This is a genomic window from Microcoleus sp. S13_C3 (genome assembly GCF_036700905.1).
GTDB lineage: Bacteria > Cyanobacteriota > Cyanobacteriia > Cyanobacteriales > Microcoleaceae > Microcoleus.
In genome coordinates this window covers 12,117-30,861 of record NZ_JAUBPT010000023.1, presented here as the reverse complement: position 1 = coordinate 30,861, position 18,745 = coordinate 12,117, and the positions used below count along the sequence as shown (strand labels likewise).

Below are 18,745 nucleotides of genomic sequence, written 5' to 3'. Positions count from 1 at the left end.
AACTTAGAAACAGAGATCGCGAAGCTTGACTGCGCCAAAAAACCGAGACAAGCCCCCGACTTAAGTCGTGCAGAGCCCCAAATTTTAGACCCTAGTTCAGCTCCAAAATTCATCTGTGGAGTAAATCTAAAATCTAAAATCTAAAATCTAAAATCGACTGACTGGCTTGGGTGTCCGATCGGGAAACCCTTCTAGGGCACAGCTAAGGTCACTCCCGCGGCAACTTCCCCAGTCGAAACAAGCAACCGCAACCGTAAATTAAGAGGCAAATATGTCAAAATATGACTCCCATCTGAGATGCTCCTTTTGCGGCAAGTCGCAAGAGTACGTCCGCAAGTTAATAGCTGGGCCCGGCGTCTACATTTGCGATGAATGCGTGGAACTGTGCAATGAAATTTTAGAGGAGGAGTTCTTTGACTCCAGTAAAACAATTGGTCAACAGATTCCCCAGTCAGAGGTGCGAGAGTCTCAGGGACAAGGAACCCGGCGCCCAGGTCGATCGAACAAATCGAAAATTGTTTTAGCTCAAATTCCGAAACCAACAGAGATTAAGCAGCATTTAGACAACCACGTCATCGGCCAGCATTCAGCAAAAAAAGTCCTTTCTGTAGCAGTTTATAACCACTACAAGCGCTTGAGCGTTGACCAAGCTAAAGATAGCGACAAGTCTTCCCCTGACAGCGATGTAGAACTGCAAAAATCCAACATCCTGCTAGTCGGGCCCACAGGTTGTGGCAAAACTTTGTTAGCGCAAAGTTTGGCGCAAATGCTCGAAGTTCCCTTTGCGGTAGCGGATGCGACGACACTGACAGAAGCTGGATATGTCGGCGACGATGTAGAAAATATCTTGCTGCGGCTGTTGCAAATGTCCGATTTTGATGTGGAAGCGGCGCAGCGGGGCATTATTTATATTGATGAAATTGACAAGATTGCTCGCAAAAGCGAAAACACTTCGATCACCAGGGATGTATCGGGAGAAGGAGTGCAGCAAGCGCTGCTAAAAATGTTGGAAGGAACAGTGGTTAACGTTCCCCCGCAAGGCGGCCGCAAACATCCTTACCAAGATTTTATTCAAGTTGACACTAGCAAAATTCTATTTATTTGTGGCGGTGCTTTTGTCGGTTTGGAAAAAATAGTTGAACAGCGTTTGGGTAAAAAATCCTTGGGCTTTATTCAGCCAACGGAAAGCGACAGCAACTCGACTTTGCCGGCGAAAGACAAGCGGGCCGCTGATATTTTGCAGCAGGTACAGCCGGACGATTTAGTCAAGTTTGGTTTGATTCCTGAGTTTGTGGGGCGGATACCGGTGGTGACGGTGATTTCGCCGCTGGATGAAGCAGCTTTGATGCAGATATTGACTGAGCCCCGAAATGCGCTGGTGAAGCAGTATCAAAAGCTGTTGAAGATGGACAGCGTGGAATTGGAATTCCAGCCGGAAGCGCTACGGGCGATCGCCCAGGAAGCCTATCGTCGCAAAACCGGCGCGAGAGCTCTCCGCAGCATTTTAGAAGAGTTAATGCTGGATGTCATGTACGAGTTGCCTTCTCGCAAGGATGTGGCTAACTGTATGATTACTCCTGAAATGGTCGAGAAGCGATCGACTGCTGAATTGCTGTGGCATCCCGCATGGCACAAACAGCACGAAACTGCATAATTTATAGTTTGTAGGGTGCTTGTGGCGCACCCTACAAGCTTGGCACATTTACTTTATGACAGTTAAAAAAATGTCCGTCAATGTAGCTAAAGCCAGTAAAAAATCGAGATTGCCAGTATCCAGTTTGCTGCCGAGGATTGCAATTTACAGCGCGGTTATGGGTGGCATCATGGCATCATTTTACGATTTCAAACTCAATAAACTTTTCATCTCCAGCGATCCGAAATCCTCAGAAGCAAAACAATATATTAATAGCATCAATAGAGCGCAGCAAGCTTACTATGCAGAGTACGGTAAATTTAGCGAGAACATTACCCAACTGGGTCTAGGAATTAAAGAACAAACCGATGACAATAATTACACGCTTGTCTCCTCAATGGGTCCGGTGCAAACCTCGTACAATCAACGCCAACCGGCACAATTTGAAAGCGCGATCGCGATTGCCAAACCTAATGATATGAGTACCGGGAAATCCTACACTGGCGCAGTGTTTGCTTTTAAAGAAAAGGGTGGCATAACAACTATTTCTGCAATTTGCGAGAGCGATCGAATTAATGCAAGTTATGCAGAAACTTGGAATCCGCCAACTTTTGACGGCAAAGAAATTCACTGCCAGCCCGGAACAACTATCTTAAGGTAAGACCTTGAAACTATTTTGCGTCACTTTTTGACCGTCTAAGTAAAATTCAAACTTCCAATTTCCCGGCTTATCATCCTTTTTAAAATTGTACCAGCACCAAGTATTTAATCGATCGCCCGTCGTTTTTAAATAAGATTGACTTTGGGCTGCGAATCGTCCTTGAGGGTTGACAACCTTACAATAACTTCTATATTCTCCTTCTGGCAAGTTAGCAGCACTTACAGCAAAATAGACTTTTTTCTTTTGCTTCAAAGACCAAACATCTCTAAGTTTCGTTGATTCTAATTCGTCAGTTAACATTACTTGAGTCTTAGGGTTCAAATTGGCTGAGTTGATTACTCGTTTGATATCTACTGCTGTTTGAGGTTCGGGAGATTTCCAAAAAAGCGGAATAAAAATAGCAGAAATTGCTGTTAATACTCCGACTGATATCAATATCGGTTTTAAGTTGTTACGCTGCTGAACTACTTCGAGGGGAATCAAAGCATTTAAGGCCGCATCTGCGGAAGGATAGCGGTGTTTGAAATTCGGTTCCACCATTTTTTGCAGCCAGTCAAGAAACTCTGGAGTTAGCTGCGTCAAGCGATGTTTAAAATTAATCCGCCCCGTATCGTCCATCAAACTGCCAATTTCGGTAGAATTGATGCCGATTAGCAAGCAAATTAGCGTCGCGCCGAGACTGTATAAATCCGATGCAACAGTTAGCTGCCGATTGAACATTTGTTCTGGCGGCATAAAGCCCAAAGTGCCTTTAACAACGCTGCTGGCGGCCACTTCTCCCCCGCCGATTCTAGCAAATCCGCAATCGACAAGGCTGACATTCAGGCGATCGTCCACCAAGATATTTTCCGGTTTTAAATCTCTGTGAATCACTGGCGGAACGCGGTTTTGCAAGTATTTGAGAATTTCTAAAACAGAGATAGCAATTTGCTTGGTTCGCTGCGGTGTTAGCTGGCGCAAAATAGCGAGAGAATCGGCATTTTTGTATTCCTGAACCATGCAGAAACCCGATGCAGTTTGGAAGGAATCTAAATAGTGGGGAATGTTGGGATGATCCAGTTCTCGCAAAATCTGAATTTCTTGTTCGCACGCTTGATATTGAGCCCAATTAGCGCCTGTTTGGGCAAATTGAAATTGTTTGACAGCGACGGAACGTTGGGTATTAATTTCGGTAGCGAGATAGGTAACTCTCCCGCCGGCGCGATTGTGTCCGAGTTCGCGATTTATTTGATAGCCATAGTGGGAAAAGTCAGGAAAAGCGTTCATAAATTTGTAAGGTTTGTTGTAAGAAATTCAGTCTTTAAAATTCTTGAAGAATACGAACCAAAGTTATTAGTAGGAAGGGTTGATTATGGTTTAATTAAATATGGCTGGGATTTGCGGTAGGCAGCAATCATTCTGTTTCTTTTAAGAACAATCAAGTAAAGTAAGGGAATAGCGGTGACGAGGAGAGGGGCAGTCGCACTTGCTGCTAAAACTAAAACTTTTAAGGGTTCGATCGATCCCATCTCAGTGGCCAACCTTAAGTATAGTTGAAATACGACCCCTAAACTGATGTAAAATCCAGCGGTGAGAAATGAAATTGCTACAGCATCTTTCTTAAAAAAACCTCTTTTAATCTGTTCGTAAGTTCTGGCTTTAGCTAAGGTATAAACTACCTTGAAAGAACCCAAATTAGTAAGCAAAAGCACAAATATCACTGCCATACTCGCCGGTAAAGAAAAGACAATCAAAATTCCACAAGCTACAAATGCCAGGATTGTCAAACTCCTACTATTCTCAAAATCACCTGAAGCACCAACTATAGCTGAGATCACAAAACCAACAAGTAAAGCGATGTCTTTACCCGTACTATTACCAAAACCACTACCAAGTGATGCAAAAGTAATCGCTGCAAGTAATATTGCTGTAATTCCTAAAGTGGCTCCTAAGATAGATGGAAACCCATTTACCGTTTTATTTCCTTTTGTATATCGATTCTTTTCTGTTTCTGTATATAGTGTCTTTTCGGCTGCTGCAAAACCCGGAAGTAGCACAGCTATTAAGGTGAAAAACATCCATCGCTCCATCGGGTTGCTTAGCAGCCAACCGACGCAGATAAACACCAACATAAAACTCCCTCTATCTTTAAACAAATATGGCATTTGCTTTGGTTCTGGAAGAGGAGCCGTTTTAACTTGAATCTCAATTTGATGGGTATCTGGATCGGAATTAACGTGGAGTATCATCTGGCGATGATAAATTTTATTTGCTAACAATTTGCTCGTGTCTACCGTTATTTTGCACCTAACCTCATTGCCCTCAAATTTCTGCGGTTCAAAGGAGATGCAAGGGTGGTCGTAAGGAGTATGTGGCGGATCGTTCGGGTGCGGTGCTACTTCCCATCGACCTGCTAAAATTGTATCGGGAATAGGGTTGCTAACGGTAACGATTTGTGTTACTTTTTCTCCATATTCTGTGGGGGTGAATTCAATGCGATCGCGCTCAATTCTCACTTTCGGCAAGCTGCTGACATCCAAAGATTTTAGCGCAGTTAAAGCATCCGCAGCCGATGGATATCTGTCTTGCAATCTCGGCGTTACCATCCTCTCCAGCCAATTCATCCAACCCTGCTGCAATGGCGGTACTAAATGCCGGAAATGAATACCATAATTGGCATCAACTAAATTACCGATATCCGCAGATTTCGTACCAGTTAACAAGCAAATCAGCGTTATCCCCAAGCCGTAAAGGTCGGATGCTTTTGTTAATTGTCGGTTGAACATTTGTTCCGGTGGCATGAATCCCATCGTGCCTTTGACGACGCTGCTAGCCGCGATATTTCCACCTCCTAGTCGAGCAAAACCGAAGTCTACTAAATAAACATTGAGTTCGTCATCTATTAACAAGTTTTCTGGCTTAATGTCGCGGTGGATTATCGGCGGTTTCTGAGATTGCAGGTCAACTAAAATCTCTAAAGTTGCGATCGCAATTTGCTTGATATCCGGCGGCGAAAACGTCCGCGCGACAGCAGATTGGGCATTTTTGTATTCCTGCACCATGCAGAAACCGCTGTCAGTCTGAAAAGAATCGAGATAGCGGGGAATGCCGGGGAAATCTAGATTTTGCAGCACTTTGATTTCCTGTTCGTAAGCTTCGTATTCAGCCCAGCTAGCATCTAATTGGGCAAATTGAAATTGCTTTAGTACAACTAATTTTTGAGTATTCGTATTTTTCGCTAAGTATGTAACTCGGCCGCCGAGACTGTTGTGTCCGAGTTCTTTTTCAATCTGATAGCCGTGAGTAGAAAAATCTGTGAAGGCGTTCATATAGTTTGTAGTAATGTTTTTGTGGGAGGGGTGTCTATCCTGTCAGCAACAGGCAAGATGCCTGTTCCACAAAGAGTTATTTTTTTTTTGAGGGGTTTCTATCCTGTCAGCAACAGGCTAGATGCCTGTTCCACAAAGAGTTATTTTTTTGGTGGGGTTTTATCCTGTCAGTAACAGGCAAGATGCCTGTTTCACAAAGAGTTATTTTTTTGGTGGGGTTTTATCCTGTCAGCAACAGGCTAGATGCCTGTTCCACAAAGAGTTATTTTTTTGGTGGGGTTTTATCCTGTCAGCAACAGGCTAGATGCCTGTTCCACAAAGAGTTATTTTTTTTGTGGGGTTTTATCCTGTCAGCAACAGGCAAGATGCCTGTTCCACAAAGAGTTATTTTTTTTGGTGGGGTTTTATCCTGTCAGCAACAGGCAAGATGCCTGTTCCACAAAGAGTTATTTTTTTGGTGGGGTTTTATCCTGTCAGCAACAGGCAAGATGCCTGTTCCACAAAGAGTTATTTTTTTGGTGGGGTTTTATCCTGTCAGCAACAGGCAAGATGCCTGTTCCACAAAGAGTTATTTTTTTTGGTGGGGTTTTATCCTGTCAGCAACAGGCAAGATGCCTGTTCCACAAAGAGTTATTTTTTTTGGGATGGATGGAGATTACCAACATAACTTTTTTCCAAAAAGGCGGCAAGTGCGGTATGATGTGATTTCGCGATCGGTTCTAGCGGGGAGCAGCCGTTAGAGGAAACGGGGAAAGTTCGGTGCAAGTCCGGCGCTGTCCCGCAACTGTAATGAAACCCTTGTGGTTTCTCAAGTCAGAATGCCCGCCGATATCTAACTCACTTTTGAACGCATCTGCGAGGTACGGATGATGGATGGAATTAACACGACTGTACGCACAAAGCACAGTCTATTTGTTTGCACTGCTTGCGCTAGTGTTTGGAAAAACGGCAAGCGCGAAGGCAAAAGCGGCGGTCAACAATTTATGGAAAATTTGTCGCAACTCGCTAAAGATTGGGAGTTTTCTGATAAGTTTGAGATTCAAGAGGTTGAGTGCATGAGTGCTTGCAGTCACTCTTGTGCGGTGTCTTTTGCTGCTGTTGGAAAGTACACTTATCTGTTTGGCGATTTACCAGCAAATGAGTCGGAAACCGTCGAGGCTGTACTCGAATGCGCGGGTCAATACTATGCTAAACCGGACGGTTTGTTGCCTTGGTCTGAGCGTCCTCAAGCTCTGAAAAAAGGTGTTTTAGCAAAGATTCCACCGCTGGCAAATTAGAGCCTTTCTCGTTACCATGCTCTGCCCATTGGTGACAACTTAACGTCAAACCGGCCCTCCTGCCCTCCGGCAGCAGTCCGGCAGGGGTTGAAACCCCTGCCTCAAAGCTAAAGTCCTCTGAAGAGGACTGAAGAACTCATTAGTCCTCTTCAGAGGACTTTAGCTATCAGCCAGGGAATTCATTCCCTGGCGGACGGTCGGCTTAAGTTGTCACCAATGGGCAGAGCTTGGGAACTAGAAAACGAGAGATTCCCCTTCACCAACAACAACAAAATTATCAATGCACAAAATCCCTGTTACTGTCATCACTGGTTTTCTTGGTAGCGGCAAAACTACCTTAATTCGCCACTTATTGCAAAATAATCAAGGTCGCCGCATTGCTGTTCTGGTGAACGAATTTGGCGAAATCGGAATTGATGGAGAACTGCTGCGCGATTGCCAAGTTTGCGATGAAGAAGAAAATGTCAGCAGCAATATTGTTGAACTAACAAATGGTTGTCTTTGCTGCACTGTTCAAGAGGAATTCTTGCCGACTATGCAGGAATTGTTGAAGCGCAGAGAACAAATTGATTGTATTTTAATTGAGACTTCTGGCCTCGCACTTCCTAAACCTTTGATTCAAGCTTTTCGCTGGCCGGAAATTCGCACGGGTGCTACTGTAGACGGTGTTGTTGCTGTTGTCGATTGCGAAGCTATTGCTAGCGGTACTTTTGTCGGTGATATTGATGCTTTGATGGCACAGCGACAAGCTGATTCTAGTTTAGATCACGAAACTCCGATCGAGGAATTGTTTGAAGACCAGTTAGCCTGTGCGGATATGGTACTTTTAACGAAGGTCGATCGCGTAGATGCTGAAACTCACAAGAAAGTCCAAAGCTGGTTGCAGCAAGAGTTACGTCCGAGTGTGAAAATTGTGCCTTGCAAAGGTGGCGAAATTAACCCGGATGTGCTAATGGGATTTAATGCGGCGGTTGAGGATGATTTGGAGTCTCGTCCGAGTCACCACGACACTGAGGAGGAACATGAACATGATGATGATATTAACTCGACTTACTTTATTGCCGATCGCGAATTTGAACCTGAAGCTTTGGTGAAAAAACTGCAATCGTTGATGCAGCAGGAGGAAATTTATCGGATTAAAGGGTTTGTGGCGGTTCCCAAGAAACCGATGAGGATGGTGTTGCAAGGTGTGGGTTCACGGATAGAATATTTTTACGATCGTCCTTGGCAACCTTCGGAACTCCGGCAAACCAAATTAGTGCTGATCGGTCGGGAACTCAACTCTGCTAAAATACAGTCATTTTTGTAGTTGAATGCGGGCGATCGCTTTTTTTGAGAAAGGGCGATCGATCTGCAATCATTCTGCACTCGATACTGTTTCTAACGTCAAAATGCCGATCGATTTATTAACAACTAGCTGCATCCTATCTAACCATTGCGAACCGATTAAAATCTCCGGGAGTTCCTCTCCCACATGAACCGGAATAACAAACTCTTGACCGTCAATAATTACTCGACCTTCATAGAGGTCAAATAAAGCATCTCCCCGCGCTGTAGCCAGCTTGAATTTAGATTTAACTAACTGCCACTCCAAAGCCTCCATATCTTGAAAATTAATTGCCAGATAGCCTGCGGTAAAACCTGTATCTAGCATTACTTCCACTGGAAAAATCTCGCCATTAGATGCAATCAACTCTATCTCAAAAAACAATTCTCCGTTTTCCCCAAACCAACCTGATATCATATTCTGCCACAGGTTCCTGTTTCATTGAGGCGAAAGGTTGTTAACATCACATTTTTATCGCCATACTGTTCCTTAATTTTTTGGACAATGCCTAACAGTTTGGGGTCAATTAAGTATTCTTCGCTGTCCGGCTCTATCGCAATAAACCAATTGTAATACTCGTCGATCAGTTTCGGGCGAATTCGCTCAAATATTGCTCGGCCGCGCAAACCGAGTTCAGTTCTTTCTGCTTTGCGCCTTGCTAATTCTTCGGGTGGTATAGTTTGTTCGGGAGAGATTCTATTCCGCAGCGCTTTTCGCTTTTCTGATAGCTGAGTCATGGTGTTTTTTAGATTAAATGTATAGATTGATTTATGATAGCCCACAAGTATTATTTTGTCTATTTTTCCTACAACCAGCCATTAAAGTCTCCAGCGAACTATTTATTAACATTTTGTAATATTCTTGCTACTAGCAGCTTGTCTGGTGTACAATAACGATAATGGTTATCATTGTACAATAATCGAGGTCAAGTATGGTGAGTGCTGGGGCGATCGAATCAGTTCCTGTTACCGTTCTCACAGGCTATTTAGGTGCAGGCAAAACTACGCTACTGAACCGCATTTTAACACAGGAACACGGCAAAAAAGTTGCAGTCATCGTCAACGAATTCGGCGAAGTAGGCATCGACAACCAACTGATAATTGATGCCGACGAAGAAATTTTTGAGATGAACAACGGCTGCATTTGCTGTACAGTCCGAGGCGATTTAATTCGGATTATCGGCAACTTAATGAAGCGGCGAGACAAATTCGATCACATAGTCATCGAAACCACAGGTTTAGCCGACCCCGCACCAGTAATTCAAACCTTTTTTGTAGACGAAGATATGCGGGAAAAATTACTGCTAGATGCAGTTGTCACCGTAGTCGATGCCAAGCACATCTGGCAGCACTGGGACGCAGACGAAGCTCAAGAACAAATTGCATTCGCCGATGTAGTTTTGCTCAACAAAACTGATTTAGTGACTGAGGAAGAATTGGCAGAATTAGAAAAGCGAATTCGCGCCATGAATGCAATGGCAAAAATTCACCGCACCTGCAACGCTGAATTAGCAATGGATGCTTTGTTGGGCGTTAAAGCATTTGATTTGAACCGGGCATTAGAAATAGAACCCGACTTTTTGGGCGAACACACTCACGAACACGACGAAACAGTAACTTCCGTAGCAATAGTCGAATCCGGTGCTATTGATGGCAACAAATTTAGCGATTGGATTGAGGAATTGTTGCGAACTCAAGGCCCGAATATCTTTCGGACAAAGGGCATTTTGAATGTCGCCGGAGACAACAAGCGATTTGTTTTTCAAGGAGTACACATGGTGTTCGATGGCCGACCGGATAGACCTTGGAAAGCTACCGAAACTCCGAAAAATGAGCTTGTATTCATCGGCCGCAACTTAAACGAAAATCAATTGCGAGAGGATTTTCGGAAATGTCTGGTTTAACTGACATCTTGAAGCATTTTTAATAAGCTTTTTAGGAACAGGCAAGATGCCTGTTCCACAAGATGAAAATTCATCTTTTGTGGGATGGAACAGGCAAGATGCCTGTTCCACAAGATGAAAATTCATCTTTTGTGGCACGGGCATCTTGCCCGTGGAAGGGAACAGGCAAGATGCCTGTTCCACAAGATGAAAATTCATCTTTTATGGGATGGAACAGGCAAGATGCCTGTTCCACAAGATGAAAATTCATCTTTTATGGGATGGAACAGGCAAGATGCCTGTTCCACAAGATGAAAATTCATCTTTTGTGGAAGGGAACAGGCATCTTGCCTGTTCCACAAGATGAAAATTCATCTTTTGTGGAACGGGCATCTTGCCCGTTCTTAAGAATAGTACAACATCTCAGATTCAATAAATATGGGTAACGACAAGACAAAGAAAAGTGAACAAACCCTGGAAATTCATGCCGAAGCCATGCTGTCTGACTACGTAACTGCTGTTACTTGGTCGCCGGATGGCAAAATTTTAGCAGCCTGTTCTGCTGCGGGCGAAGTGATGCTGGCGGCAGTAGGGGCAGTTAATGAATTCTCCTTGCAAACCCTACAAACTGCTACGGGTAAATCAGCCGATTGCTTGTCTTTTTCCCGCGACAGTCAATTCCTAGCTGCTGGCGGACAAGATGGAAAAGTGCGAATTTGGCGCGTTAATTCTGGTGAATTAATTGCTGATTTGGATAACCAGCGCGTCTGGGTTGATAAGTTAGCTTGGAGTCCCAACTGCAACCAGTTAGCTTTCAGTATGGGCCGCTACGTTCAAGTCTGGAATGCTGAGGATAATGTTGTTGAAGTAACGCTGAATTTCGAGTCATCATCTATCTTAGATTTAGCATGGCATCCGATGGTTCAATATCTGGCAGTTAGCGGCTATCAAGGTGTCAAAGTTTGGCATGGCGAAGACTGGGACGAAGACCCGGAAATTTTATCAGTACCCTCTGCAACCGGTGCAGTTTCTTGGTCGCCACAAGGGGAATATTTAGCTTGCGGCAATATGGACAATACTCTAATTGTTAATGAATGGGGTAATTTTGAACCGTGGGTAATGCAGGGTTTTCCGGGGAAAGTTCGGCAGTTAGCTTGGTCGGATAAAACTAATTCCTTGGGTGCGCCTTTGTTAGCTGCTGCGAGTTCTGAAGGCATTTCAGTGTGGGAAAAACACGATGATGAAAGTGTCGGTTGGGTTTCTTGGGGGTTAGAAGTGCATGAAAATGTGGTAAATGCGATCGCCTTTCAACCTACCACATTTTTATTAGCTTCTGCCGCCGCAGACGGTCAAGTTTGTTTGTGGGAGGAAGCAGAACAATTGCTGCAAATTCTAGAAGGCGCAGAGGGCGGTTTTTCCTGTCTGGCATGGCATCCCGAAGGTCAGTTTCTCGCCGCTGGCGGCTGTGGAGGCGAATTGCTGGTTTGGTCATAAATCTATGGGCGGCAAAGGGTTCGAGGGGCGCTAAGTTCGCATAAGCACCAGTTTGACCAAAACATAAACAATTGAAAACTTTAGGACTTACCCACGGGTATCCAGAAACCGGGTTTTTCGAGCGTCTACTTCGTTGCAGACTGCATCGAGTAAAAAACCCGGTTTCTAAGCGTCGAAGTGCATCCAGGAGTGTTATCCTCTCTTTCTTGTCAAAATCCCTTGACTGGGACTGAACAGCAAAGCTACTAAAAATAACCCAAAAACAACTAATACAATTGCCGCACCTGACGGCATATTCAAATAATAGCTGAGATACATACCGCTCACGCTAGCTGTAATCCCAATAATAGCTCCTAATCCCATCATTAAATGTAGCTCTTTTACCAACAAATACGCCGTGATTCCCGGCCCAATTAATAGCGAAATTACTAACAGCGCCCCCACAGTTTGCAAACTCGCAACAATCGTCAGCGTAATCGCCGAAATCATCCCCAAATAAATCCAGTTTACAGCCAAACCGCCGGCTTGCGCTCCCAACGGGTCAAAAGTATAGAATAGCAGTTCTTTATAAAATATTTTAACCGTCGCCAAAATCATCAAAGTAATGACAAAAGTCTGTTGCACGTCAGCAGGCGCAACTGACAAGATATTCCCAAACAAAAAACCGTCTAAATCTAATTTGGTTGTCCGCAATAGGCTAATCAAGGTGACGCTAATTGCTAAGAATGTAGATAAAATTAATGCCATGATTGCATCAATTTTGAGGCGCGATTGGGACTGAATCCACGCCATAATCGCGGCGCTGATAATTCCCGATATAAACGCGCCGATTGAAATATTGAAACCTAAAGAAAAAGCTACGGGCAATCCTGCTAATACTGAATGGGCAATCATGTCCACCATCATTCCCATTTGCTGTACAATTAAATAGGAGCCGACAACGGCGCAGAGAATTCCTAGCAAAATGCCGACGGCGATCGCATTTCGCATGAACTCGAATTGTAGCGGCTCAATTAGTAGGTTTAACATTGAATTAGGTCAATAATAGGATTTTTTTAACTACAATCAATTGCACAGGCGGGATGCCTGTGCCACAATCAACTGCACAGGCGGGACGCCCGTGCCACATTCAATTAATTGCACAGGCGGGACGCCTGTGCCACACTCAATTAATTGCACAGGCGGGACGCCTGTGCCACACTCAATTAATTGCACAGGCGGGACGCCTGTGCCACATTCAATTGCACAGGCGGGACGCCCGTGCCACAATCAATTTTAAAGATAAATCTTTTTTTGCTTACGCTGAAACTAAACTTAAATCGTATCCATAGGCTTTTTGAATATTGGCTGCGGTGAGAACTTCTCGGCAGGAACCCGTCGCAATTAACTGCTTATTTAGCAATAATAAATTGTCGTACTGTTTTAAAGTTTCTCCTAAATCGTGGCTGATTACTAGCAATGTTTTATTTTCTGCTTTTAGTTCGGCAAAAATATCGAAAATAATCTCTTCGGTTGCTTTGTCGATCGCGTTAAAAGGTTCGTCGAAGAAGAATAAATCGGCTTGTTGGGCGATCGACCTTGCTAAGAAAATCCGCTGCTGCTGTCCGCCAGACAGTTCGCCAATTTGTCGATCGCGCAAATCCCACATTCCTACCCGCAGTAAAGCAGCTTTTACCAATTCTTGCGACTGCTTCGAGGGACTGCGAAACCAACCAGTCTGGACGGTTCGCGCCATCATTACCGCATTCCACACAGTAATCGGATAATCCCAGTCAATTTGCGATCGCTGCGGCACATAAGCCACCCGCGACAACTGTTCCTTCAGCAACCGCCCCTGATATTTCACCAAACCCCGACAGGCCGGGATCAATCCCAGCATCGCTTTCACCATCGTGCTTTTCCCCGCGCCGTTGGGGCCGAACACACCGGTTAATTGTCCGGGATCTAACTGGAAATTCACGCTGTTGATGGCCGAGATACCTCGATAACTGACAGCTAAGTCTTGCACTTCTAACATAATCCGAGATTTTGAGAACGATTCTTGTTCGTAGCTACTACAATAGGATAACTCAAAAAAGTAATAACGATTATCGTTCCAAAGGTGAAAATGTTAAAGAACTGGGCTGGAAAAAGCGGCAGATTGTGCGGTCTGGCTGTTTTGGCAATTGGCTGGGGGCTGGTTGGCTGCAGTGGAGGGCAGAACGCAAGCAATGGGACGGCAGAGAGTCCCGCCCCAACTCAAACTCAAGCCAGTCCCGCCGCCAACTTGCCCAAAGTCGTCGCCACGACTGGCGTTATCTGCAACCTAACTAGAGAAATCGCTCAAAGTTCGATCGACACCACCTGTCTAATCAAGCCGGGAGACGACCCCCACGCCTATCAAACTAAGCCGGAAGACCGCAAAGCGATTGAAACGGGCAATCTGATTTTATACGGTGGCTACAACCACGAACCCAGCATCATTAAGTTAATTAAATCTAGCAGTAATTCCGCACCCAAAATTGCGGTACACGAACTCGCCGTTCCCAAACCGCTGATGGGCAAAGACGACCACGAACACGGCGAAGAGAAAGGGGAAAACCAACCCCATGCAGAAGGCGAAAAAGTCCCTGACCCTCACGTTTGGCATAACCCTCAAAATGGCATCCGTATGGTAGAAACTATTCGCGATGAATTGATCAAAGTTTCCCCCGCCCATGCTCAACTTTTTACAAAAAATGCAGCAAGCTTAACAGATGAGTTGCGAAAAATAGATACTTGGATCAAAGCTCAAATTGCGACAATTCCAGCCCAAAAACGCAAGTTAGTAACAACTCACGATGCTCTGAGTTACTATGCCGATGCTTACGGTTTGGAGATGGCTGGAGCTTTGCAGGGTGTGACGACTGAAGAACAGCCCACCGCCGCAAGAATTGCCGAATTGTCCTCAGAAATTAAGACCGCAGGAGTGCCGACAATTTTTGCCGAAACTACAACTAATCCGAAGTTGATGGAGACTGTGGCGAGGGAGGCAAATGTCGAAATTTCGGACAAAGAACTTTACAGCGACGAGTTGGGCGGCCCCGGCACGGGTGCTGATACATATCAGGGAATGCTGAAAACTAATACTTGCGCGATTATTTCTGGTCTCGGTGGTAATTGTACTTCCTTTGCAGGAGAAACTGCACCAACTTCCAAACCATAGAATTTTCTAAAGTTCGCCTACTAGCGAGCACCTTATATTTCAATAGGGTTCAGTTAAGCACGATCCCCCCTAACCCCCCTTAAAAAGGGGAGTAGGGGGTGGGACAAGAACTTACTCTTGCGTCCCCCTTCTTAAGGGGGATTTAGGGGGATCTCGCCCGGAATAAATAGTTTTAACCCAAGCGTATTGCCTTACATTTGCTGGGTACGCAGCAAAACGCAGCGTTTGCAATCGCAGGGGTTTTCGATTGCAAACGCTGCGTTGGCTGAGATGATTTTAAGGTGAATTTTGCTCCTCGGTACTGGGGGGTTTTTGGCCAATTCCCAATTGCTTCTTAGAGGATTTTAGGTCTTTCCAAAGCATCTTAATATCTTTATAGGCTTTCTCAGCGCTAATTTTCCCCCCTGTTTCCAGCGAGCAAATATAAGTTATTTTTTGAGCAAACTCCTGCAAGTTGGCATTAAACGCCAAGTTTTCTGGCGTGAAATCACCGTAGTAGCGATTGCGAGGATGTAAAAAATCTTCCCGCTCTTTCATTGCCCCCTCCTAATTAAACTTTTGGTATTCAACTTTTGGTTCGGTCTCTGCTGTTAATAGCACTATTTGTACTCAGTATCGCGGCGCTAACTTGCTTCTATTGTATTGCGTAAGTAGCAATTGTGCTTTTTCGCTCTGTATTTAGTCTATTAATGCAGTCTTAACCTTAAGTTAGCTTTATTTTAACTTTTCTTTAACCTAAAAGCAAAAAAATTGGGAAATGCGCGGTTCGCATCTCCCTTTAGATAGACTTTAGAGTGGGTGATTAACCTTTTCTGAAGCCGAATATTTATTTGTGGCACTCGCAGCCGGTGTGGCCGCAGCCTTGGCCGTTGGGGTGCCCGTCAGCGCAAGCACTGGAACAGTATGTTTTGCCGTCTTTTTCAATGGCTTCGCTGGGGCTGACCACGCACGAACATGAAGGACAGGCACATTTTGTTTGGGTGGCGGTAGTCATTTTAGATTGTCCTCGTGGGTTTGTTTATCTATACTTATATATGAACACATATTCAGATATAAGTCAAGGGAATGTAAAAGTTTTGTTACAAAAGGTTGGCCGATCGCACTAAAATGAAAATGAGAATTAAAACTAGCCGGGAAAAGATGTCACCCAACTCTGCTGTTAATGGAGCGATAAGTCAGCCTCACCAACAAAACGATACACCAACGTGCGATCGACCGCACTTGGTTGACAGTGTGCGGGCAGGGGACATCCAAACACAGGTTCTCAACACCGCCAAAGCGCAGCGGATGGCTGAGTTTTTCAGTCTTTTGGGAGATGCGAACCGTCTGCGGCTGCTGTCGGTTTTGGCAAAACAAGAACTGTGCGTGTGTGACTTGGCTGCGGCGTTGAGTATGAGCGAGTCAGCAGTATCGCACCAGTTGCGGGCATTGCGGGCGATGCGGTTGGTCAGTTACCGCAAGGTTGGGAGACAAGTTTTTTATAGTTTACTCGATCGCCACGTTTTTGAACTTTACCAAGCAGTTGCCGAACACTTAGACGAAGAATAATCTTTTGGGCAGTGGGCAGTGGGCAGTGGGCAGTGGGCAGTGGGCATTGGGCATTGGGCATCGGGCATTGGGCATCGGGCATTGGGCATGGGGCATTGGGCATTGGGCATTGGGAATTGGGCATTGGGCATGGGGCATTGGGCATTGATAATGGATGTGAAATTCTGTAGGGGCGGCTTTTACGAATAATCTCGGCCTAATACCAATAATCTTGTAAACCCGCCCCCACCCAACTAGATATAGCGGTTCTCAAGCATGGTGAGGTATGCCCTATGCCCTATGCCCTATGCCCATCAGTACCTCATCTTTCTGAGAAAGGCTATATCAATCTTGGACGGTGTGGCCCGTAGCAACAACCGCCTGTGTAATTGACTCTTCAGAAGCTTGAGCCTCAACCGTAACAGTCTTAGCTGCGACATCCACATTGACAGTAGCTTCGGAGTCAACAGTTTTGATGGCTTTGGTAATTGTATCACCGCAGCCGGAACAGACGATCGAGGGAACGTTAAGTAGTATTGCCATAATAAAAGCCAAATATTGTAGATGACAGTATTGATTGTGCTTTTATTTTAATCTAATTTCGCTTTCCAAGCAAAAGTGCGCCCGAATAAATTCTGACTCTACCAAAGCCAAGTCCTGCGGCGCCGACTAATGACTAATGATATTATGTCCGAGCGAGCGATTAAAGGGGCGGGTTTTTGAGATTGTTAATTATTGGCAGATATTGTTGGTGAACCCGCCCCTACCATATTAAATGATATCATGTCCGAGCGAGCAATTAAGGGGGCGGGTTTTTGAGATTGTTAATTATTGGCAGATATTGTTGGTGAACCCGCCCCTACCATATTAAATGATATCATGTCCGAGCGAGCAATTAAGGGGGCGGGTTTTTGAGATTGTTAATTATTGGCAGATATTGTTGGTGAACCCGCCCCTACCGTATTAAATGATATCATGTCCGAGCGAGCGATTAAAGGGGCGGGTTTTTGAGATTGTTAATTATTGGCAGATATTGTTGGTGAACCCGCCCCTACCGTATTAGGGGTAATCGACCGGACATAATATGACTAATGACTGATGACTAATAACTAATGACTAATGACTAATGACTAATGACTTAGTATCTGGTATGCACCGGCCAACGGCGGCGGCTACAGCCCGCAAACTCGCAACTAAATCAATCATATCTGGTAAAGAAAGAGCTTGCCGCGCGTCAGAAACGGATTTTTCTGGTTGCGGGTGACATTCAATAATTAATCCGTCTGCACCGCAAGCAACCGCTGCTTTGGCTAGTGGTGCGACTAATTCTCGCTTGCCTACGGCGTGAGAAGGGTCTACAATTACTGGCAAATGAGTTAACTGTTTCAGTGCTACGACTGCACCTAAATCTAATACATTCCGGGTGTAATTGTCGAAGCTGCGGATGCCTCTTTCGCAGAGAACTACATGAGGATTTCCGTGACTGAGAATGTATTCGGCGGCCATCACAAATTCTTCGATTGTGGCTGATAAGCCACGTTTTAGCAGGACTGGTTTTCCGGCTTGACCGATCGCCTTTAGTAACTCGAAGTTTTGCATATTCCGACTGCCTAGTTGCAGCATATCAGCATAGGTGACAACTGGATCGATTTGGGCGATCGACATTACCTCTGTAACGACGGGTAAACCGTAACGCCGGCTGACATCGGCTAAAATTTCCAGTCCCTCAATTCCCATGCCTTGAAAAGCATAGGGAGATGTGCGAGGTTTGTAGACTCCGCCTCGCAAAGCTTGTACGGAGGCGGCGGATAGTTGGCGGGCGACTGTTTCCATTTGTGCAGAATTTTCGACGGTACAGGGGCCACCGATGATTAATAATTCTTGGCCGCCGACTGAGACTGTTTCTGAGAGTTTGACAATTGTTTGGTGTTCGGGATGAGATTTGGTTACGAGTTTGGCTTCTAACATGAGGGAATTTTCCTGGGAAATTAAGTGGGTGGTTGACAACAAAAAACCCGGAACTTTTAAGGAGTTCCGGGTTGGTGCGAAAAGACAGCGCGACAATTTACCCAGAACTTTTGTTGGGCCAAAAATAAAAGCTGTTGTACCAGTTAATGAATAATGTCATTGCTGTTTTCGCTTGTACTCGATTGGTTGTTGGGAAAAGAAGTAGAAAAAACAAAACCGCAGGTGTTAGTCTGCGGTTCGCCCGGATGTTCACAGTGAATTACCAATTCACTCCGGGCGAACTTGGGGATACCAAAAATAAAAATAGCTGTTGGCTGTGAACATGGGTGAAGTGCTGCGATTTGTGGATTAAACACAATACTATTTGACAATCTAGCACAGACTGGTAGGAATGTCAAGCTATTTTGAGAAAAAGATTTGTAGGGGCGGGTTCACCAACAATCATCGTCAATAATCCACAATCTCGTAAACCCGCCCCCACCCA

The 18,745-nt window shown here is 44.9% G+C and carries 22 protein-coding genes and 1 riboswitch; of the genes, 11 read left to right on the top strand and 11 right to left on the bottom strand.

Annotation, left to right across the window (positions count from 1 at the left end; all coding sequences use genetic code 11):
- The first annotated feature begins 271 nt into the window (after positions 1–271).
- On the top strand, positions 272–1,654 hold the full coding sequence (gene clpX, locus QUA16_RS09340; protein ID WP_333105768.1) for an ATP-dependent protease ATP-binding subunit ClpX: 1,383 nt from the start codon (positions 272–274) through the stop codon (positions 1,652–1,654).
- 55 nt (positions 1,655–1,709) lie between these two features.
- Positions 1,710–2,294, top strand: coding sequence for a type IV pilin-like G/H family protein (locus tag QUA16_RS09335; RefSeq protein WP_333105769.1), 585 nt, complete (start codon positions 1,710–1,712; stop codon positions 2,292–2,294).
- Here QUA16_RS09335 and QUA16_RS09330 read toward each other — a convergent pair.
- Positions 2,286–3,560: a serine/threonine-protein kinase gene (locus QUA16_RS09330; RefSeq protein WP_333105771.1), complete on the bottom strand. Its 1,275-nt coding sequence runs from the start codon at positions 3,558–3,560 to the stop codon at positions 2,286–2,288. The genes QUA16_RS09335 and QUA16_RS09330 overlap by 9 nt on opposite strands.
- An 83-nt stretch (positions 3,561–3,643) precedes the next feature.
- Positions 3,644–5,602 carry a serine/threonine-protein kinase gene (locus QUA16_RS09325; protein WP_333105772.1) on the bottom strand — a complete coding sequence of 653 codons (1,959 nt, stop codon included), beginning with the start codon at positions 5,600–5,602 and terminating at the stop codon, positions 3,644–3,646.
- A 243-nt stretch (positions 5,603–5,845) separates the two neighbouring features.
- On the opposite strand from QUA16_RS09325, the gene QUA16_RS09320 reads away from it, so the two are divergent.
- The 3 genes from QUA16_RS09320 to cobW all read left to right on the top strand — a co-directional run bounded on the left by QUA16_RS09320 (position 5,846) and on the right by cobW (position 8,188).
- On the top strand, positions 5,846–6,307 hold the full coding sequence (locus QUA16_RS09320) for a hypothetical protein (protein ID WP_333181108.1): 462 nt from the start codon (positions 5,846–5,848) through the stop codon (positions 6,305–6,307).
- Positions 6,300–6,446, top strand: a riboswitch (cobalamin riboswitch). Its footprint overlaps the gene before it by 8 nt.
- A gap of 22 nt (positions 6,447–6,468) precedes the next feature.
- Positions 6,469–6,879: a DUF1636 domain-containing protein gene (locus QUA16_RS09315; RefSeq protein ID WP_333107058.1), complete on the top strand. Its 411-nt coding sequence runs from the start codon at positions 6,469–6,471 to the stop codon at positions 6,877–6,879.
- Positions 6,880–7,159: 280 nt separating this feature from the next.
- Positions 7,160–8,188 carry a cobalamin biosynthesis protein CobW gene (gene cobW / locus QUA16_RS09310; RefSeq protein ID WP_333107057.1) on the top strand — a complete coding sequence of 343 codons (1,029 nt, stop codon included), beginning with the start codon at positions 7,160–7,162 and terminating at the stop codon, positions 8,186–8,188.
- Positions 8,189–8,236: 48 nt separating this feature from the next.
- On the opposite strand, the gene QUA16_RS09305 is transcribed toward cobW, so the two are convergent.
- A complete protein-coding gene (locus QUA16_RS09305; protein WP_333107055.1) occupies positions 8,237–8,623 on the bottom strand; it encodes an aspartyl protease in 387 nt (128 codons plus the stop codon).
- A complete protein-coding gene (locus QUA16_RS09300; protein WP_333107053.1) occupies positions 8,620–8,943 on the bottom strand; it encodes a hypothetical protein in 324 nt (107 codons plus the stop codon). The genes QUA16_RS09305 and QUA16_RS09300 overlap by 4 nt, the downstream gene beginning before the upstream one ends.
- Positions 8,944–9,137: 194 nt before the next feature.
- Here QUA16_RS09300 and QUA16_RS09295 point away from each other — a divergent pair, with 194 nt between their 5' ends.
- The 3 genes from QUA16_RS09295 (at position 9,138) to QUA16_RS09285 (ending at position 11,582) form a co-directional block, all read left to right on the top strand.
- Positions 9,138–10,109, top strand: coding sequence for a GTP-binding protein (locus tag QUA16_RS09295; protein ID WP_333107052.1), 972 nt, complete (start codon positions 9,138–9,140; stop codon positions 10,107–10,109).
- A gap of 98 nt (positions 10,110–10,207) precedes the next feature.
- A complete protein-coding gene (locus QUA16_RS09290; RefSeq protein ID WP_333107050.1) occupies positions 10,208–10,351 on the top strand; it encodes a hypothetical protein in 144 nt (47 codons plus the stop codon).
- Positions 10,352–10,526: 175 nt separating this feature from the next.
- Positions 10,527–11,582 (top strand): WD40 repeat domain-containing protein, encoded by a 1,056-nt coding sequence (locus QUA16_RS09285; RefSeq protein WP_333107049.1) that lies wholly within the window; start codon positions 10,527–10,529, stop codon positions 11,580–11,582.
- A gap of 192 nt (positions 11,583–11,774) precedes the next feature.
- Here QUA16_RS09285 and QUA16_RS09280 read toward each other — a convergent pair whose 3' ends face one another.
- From QUA16_RS09280 to QUA16_RS09270, 3 genes are read right to left on the bottom strand one after another with little or no spacing between them, the layout of a single operon-like run.
- On the bottom strand, positions 11,775–12,611 hold the full coding sequence (locus QUA16_RS09280; protein WP_333107048.1) for a metal ABC transporter permease: 837 nt from the start codon (positions 12,609–12,611) through the stop codon (positions 11,775–11,777).
- A 36-nt stretch (positions 12,612–12,647) separates the two neighbouring features.
- Entirely contained in the window at positions 12,648–12,851 is a 204-nt protein-coding gene (locus QUA16_RS09275; protein ID WP_333181107.1) for a hypothetical protein, read from the bottom strand.
- 28 nt (positions 12,852–12,879) lie between these two features.
- Positions 12,880–13,599 carry a metal ABC transporter ATP-binding protein gene (locus QUA16_RS09270; RefSeq protein ID WP_333107047.1) on the bottom strand — a complete coding sequence of 240 codons (720 nt, stop codon included), beginning with the start codon at positions 13,597–13,599 and terminating at the stop codon, positions 12,880–12,882.
- A 90-nt stretch (positions 13,600–13,689) separates the two neighbouring features.
- On the opposite strand from QUA16_RS09270, the gene QUA16_RS09265 reads away from it, so the two are divergent.
- On the top strand, positions 13,690–14,766 hold the full coding sequence (locus QUA16_RS09265; protein WP_333107046.1) for a metal ABC transporter solute-binding protein, Zn/Mn family: 1,077 nt from the start codon (positions 13,690–13,692) through the stop codon (positions 14,764–14,766).
- Between the two features lie 276 nt (positions 14,767–15,042).
- Here QUA16_RS09265 and QUA16_RS09260 read toward each other — a convergent pair whose 3' ends face one another.
- The gene (locus QUA16_RS09260; protein WP_006631574.1) at positions 15,043–15,303 is read right to left on the bottom strand and encodes a DUF7219 family protein; all 261 of its coding nucleotides are present in this window, start codon (positions 15,301–15,303) and stop codon (positions 15,043–15,045) included.
- 289 nt (positions 15,304–15,592) lie between these two features.
- Positions 15,593–15,760, bottom strand: a complete 168-nt coding sequence (locus tag QUA16_RS09255) for a metallothionein (protein WP_333081421.1) — start codon at positions 15,758–15,760, stop codon at positions 15,593–15,595.
- Between the two features lie 146 nt (positions 15,761–15,906).
- Here QUA16_RS09255 and QUA16_RS09250 point away from each other — a divergent pair, with 146 nt between their 5' ends.
- Together QUA16_RS09250 and QUA16_RS09245 are read left to right on the top strand one after the other, a co-directional pair.
- Positions 15,907–16,314 carry a metalloregulator ArsR/SmtB family transcription factor gene (locus QUA16_RS09250; protein ID WP_333107064.1) on the top strand — a complete coding sequence of 136 codons (408 nt, stop codon included), beginning with the start codon at positions 15,907–15,909 and terminating at the stop codon, positions 16,312–16,314.
- An 11-nt stretch (positions 16,315–16,325) separates the two neighbouring features.
- Entirely contained in the window at positions 16,326–16,484 is a 159-nt protein-coding gene (locus QUA16_RS09245) for a hypothetical protein (protein ID WP_333181105.1), read from the top strand.
- Positions 16,485–16,638: 154 nt separating this feature from the next.
- On the opposite strand, the gene QUA16_RS09240 is transcribed toward QUA16_RS09245, so the two are convergent.
- The gene (locus tag QUA16_RS09240) at positions 16,639–16,836 is read right to left on the bottom strand and encodes a heavy-metal-associated domain-containing protein (protein ID WP_333107044.1); all 198 of its coding nucleotides are present in this window, start codon (positions 16,834–16,836) and stop codon (positions 16,639–16,641) included.
- Between the two features lie 573 nt (positions 16,837–17,409).
- A complete protein-coding gene (aroF, locus tag QUA16_RS09235) occupies positions 17,410–18,300 on the bottom strand; it encodes a 3-deoxy-7-phosphoheptulonate synthase (RefSeq protein WP_333181104.1) in 891 nt (296 codons plus the stop codon).
- Between the last annotated feature and the right edge of the window lie 445 nt (positions 18,301–18,745).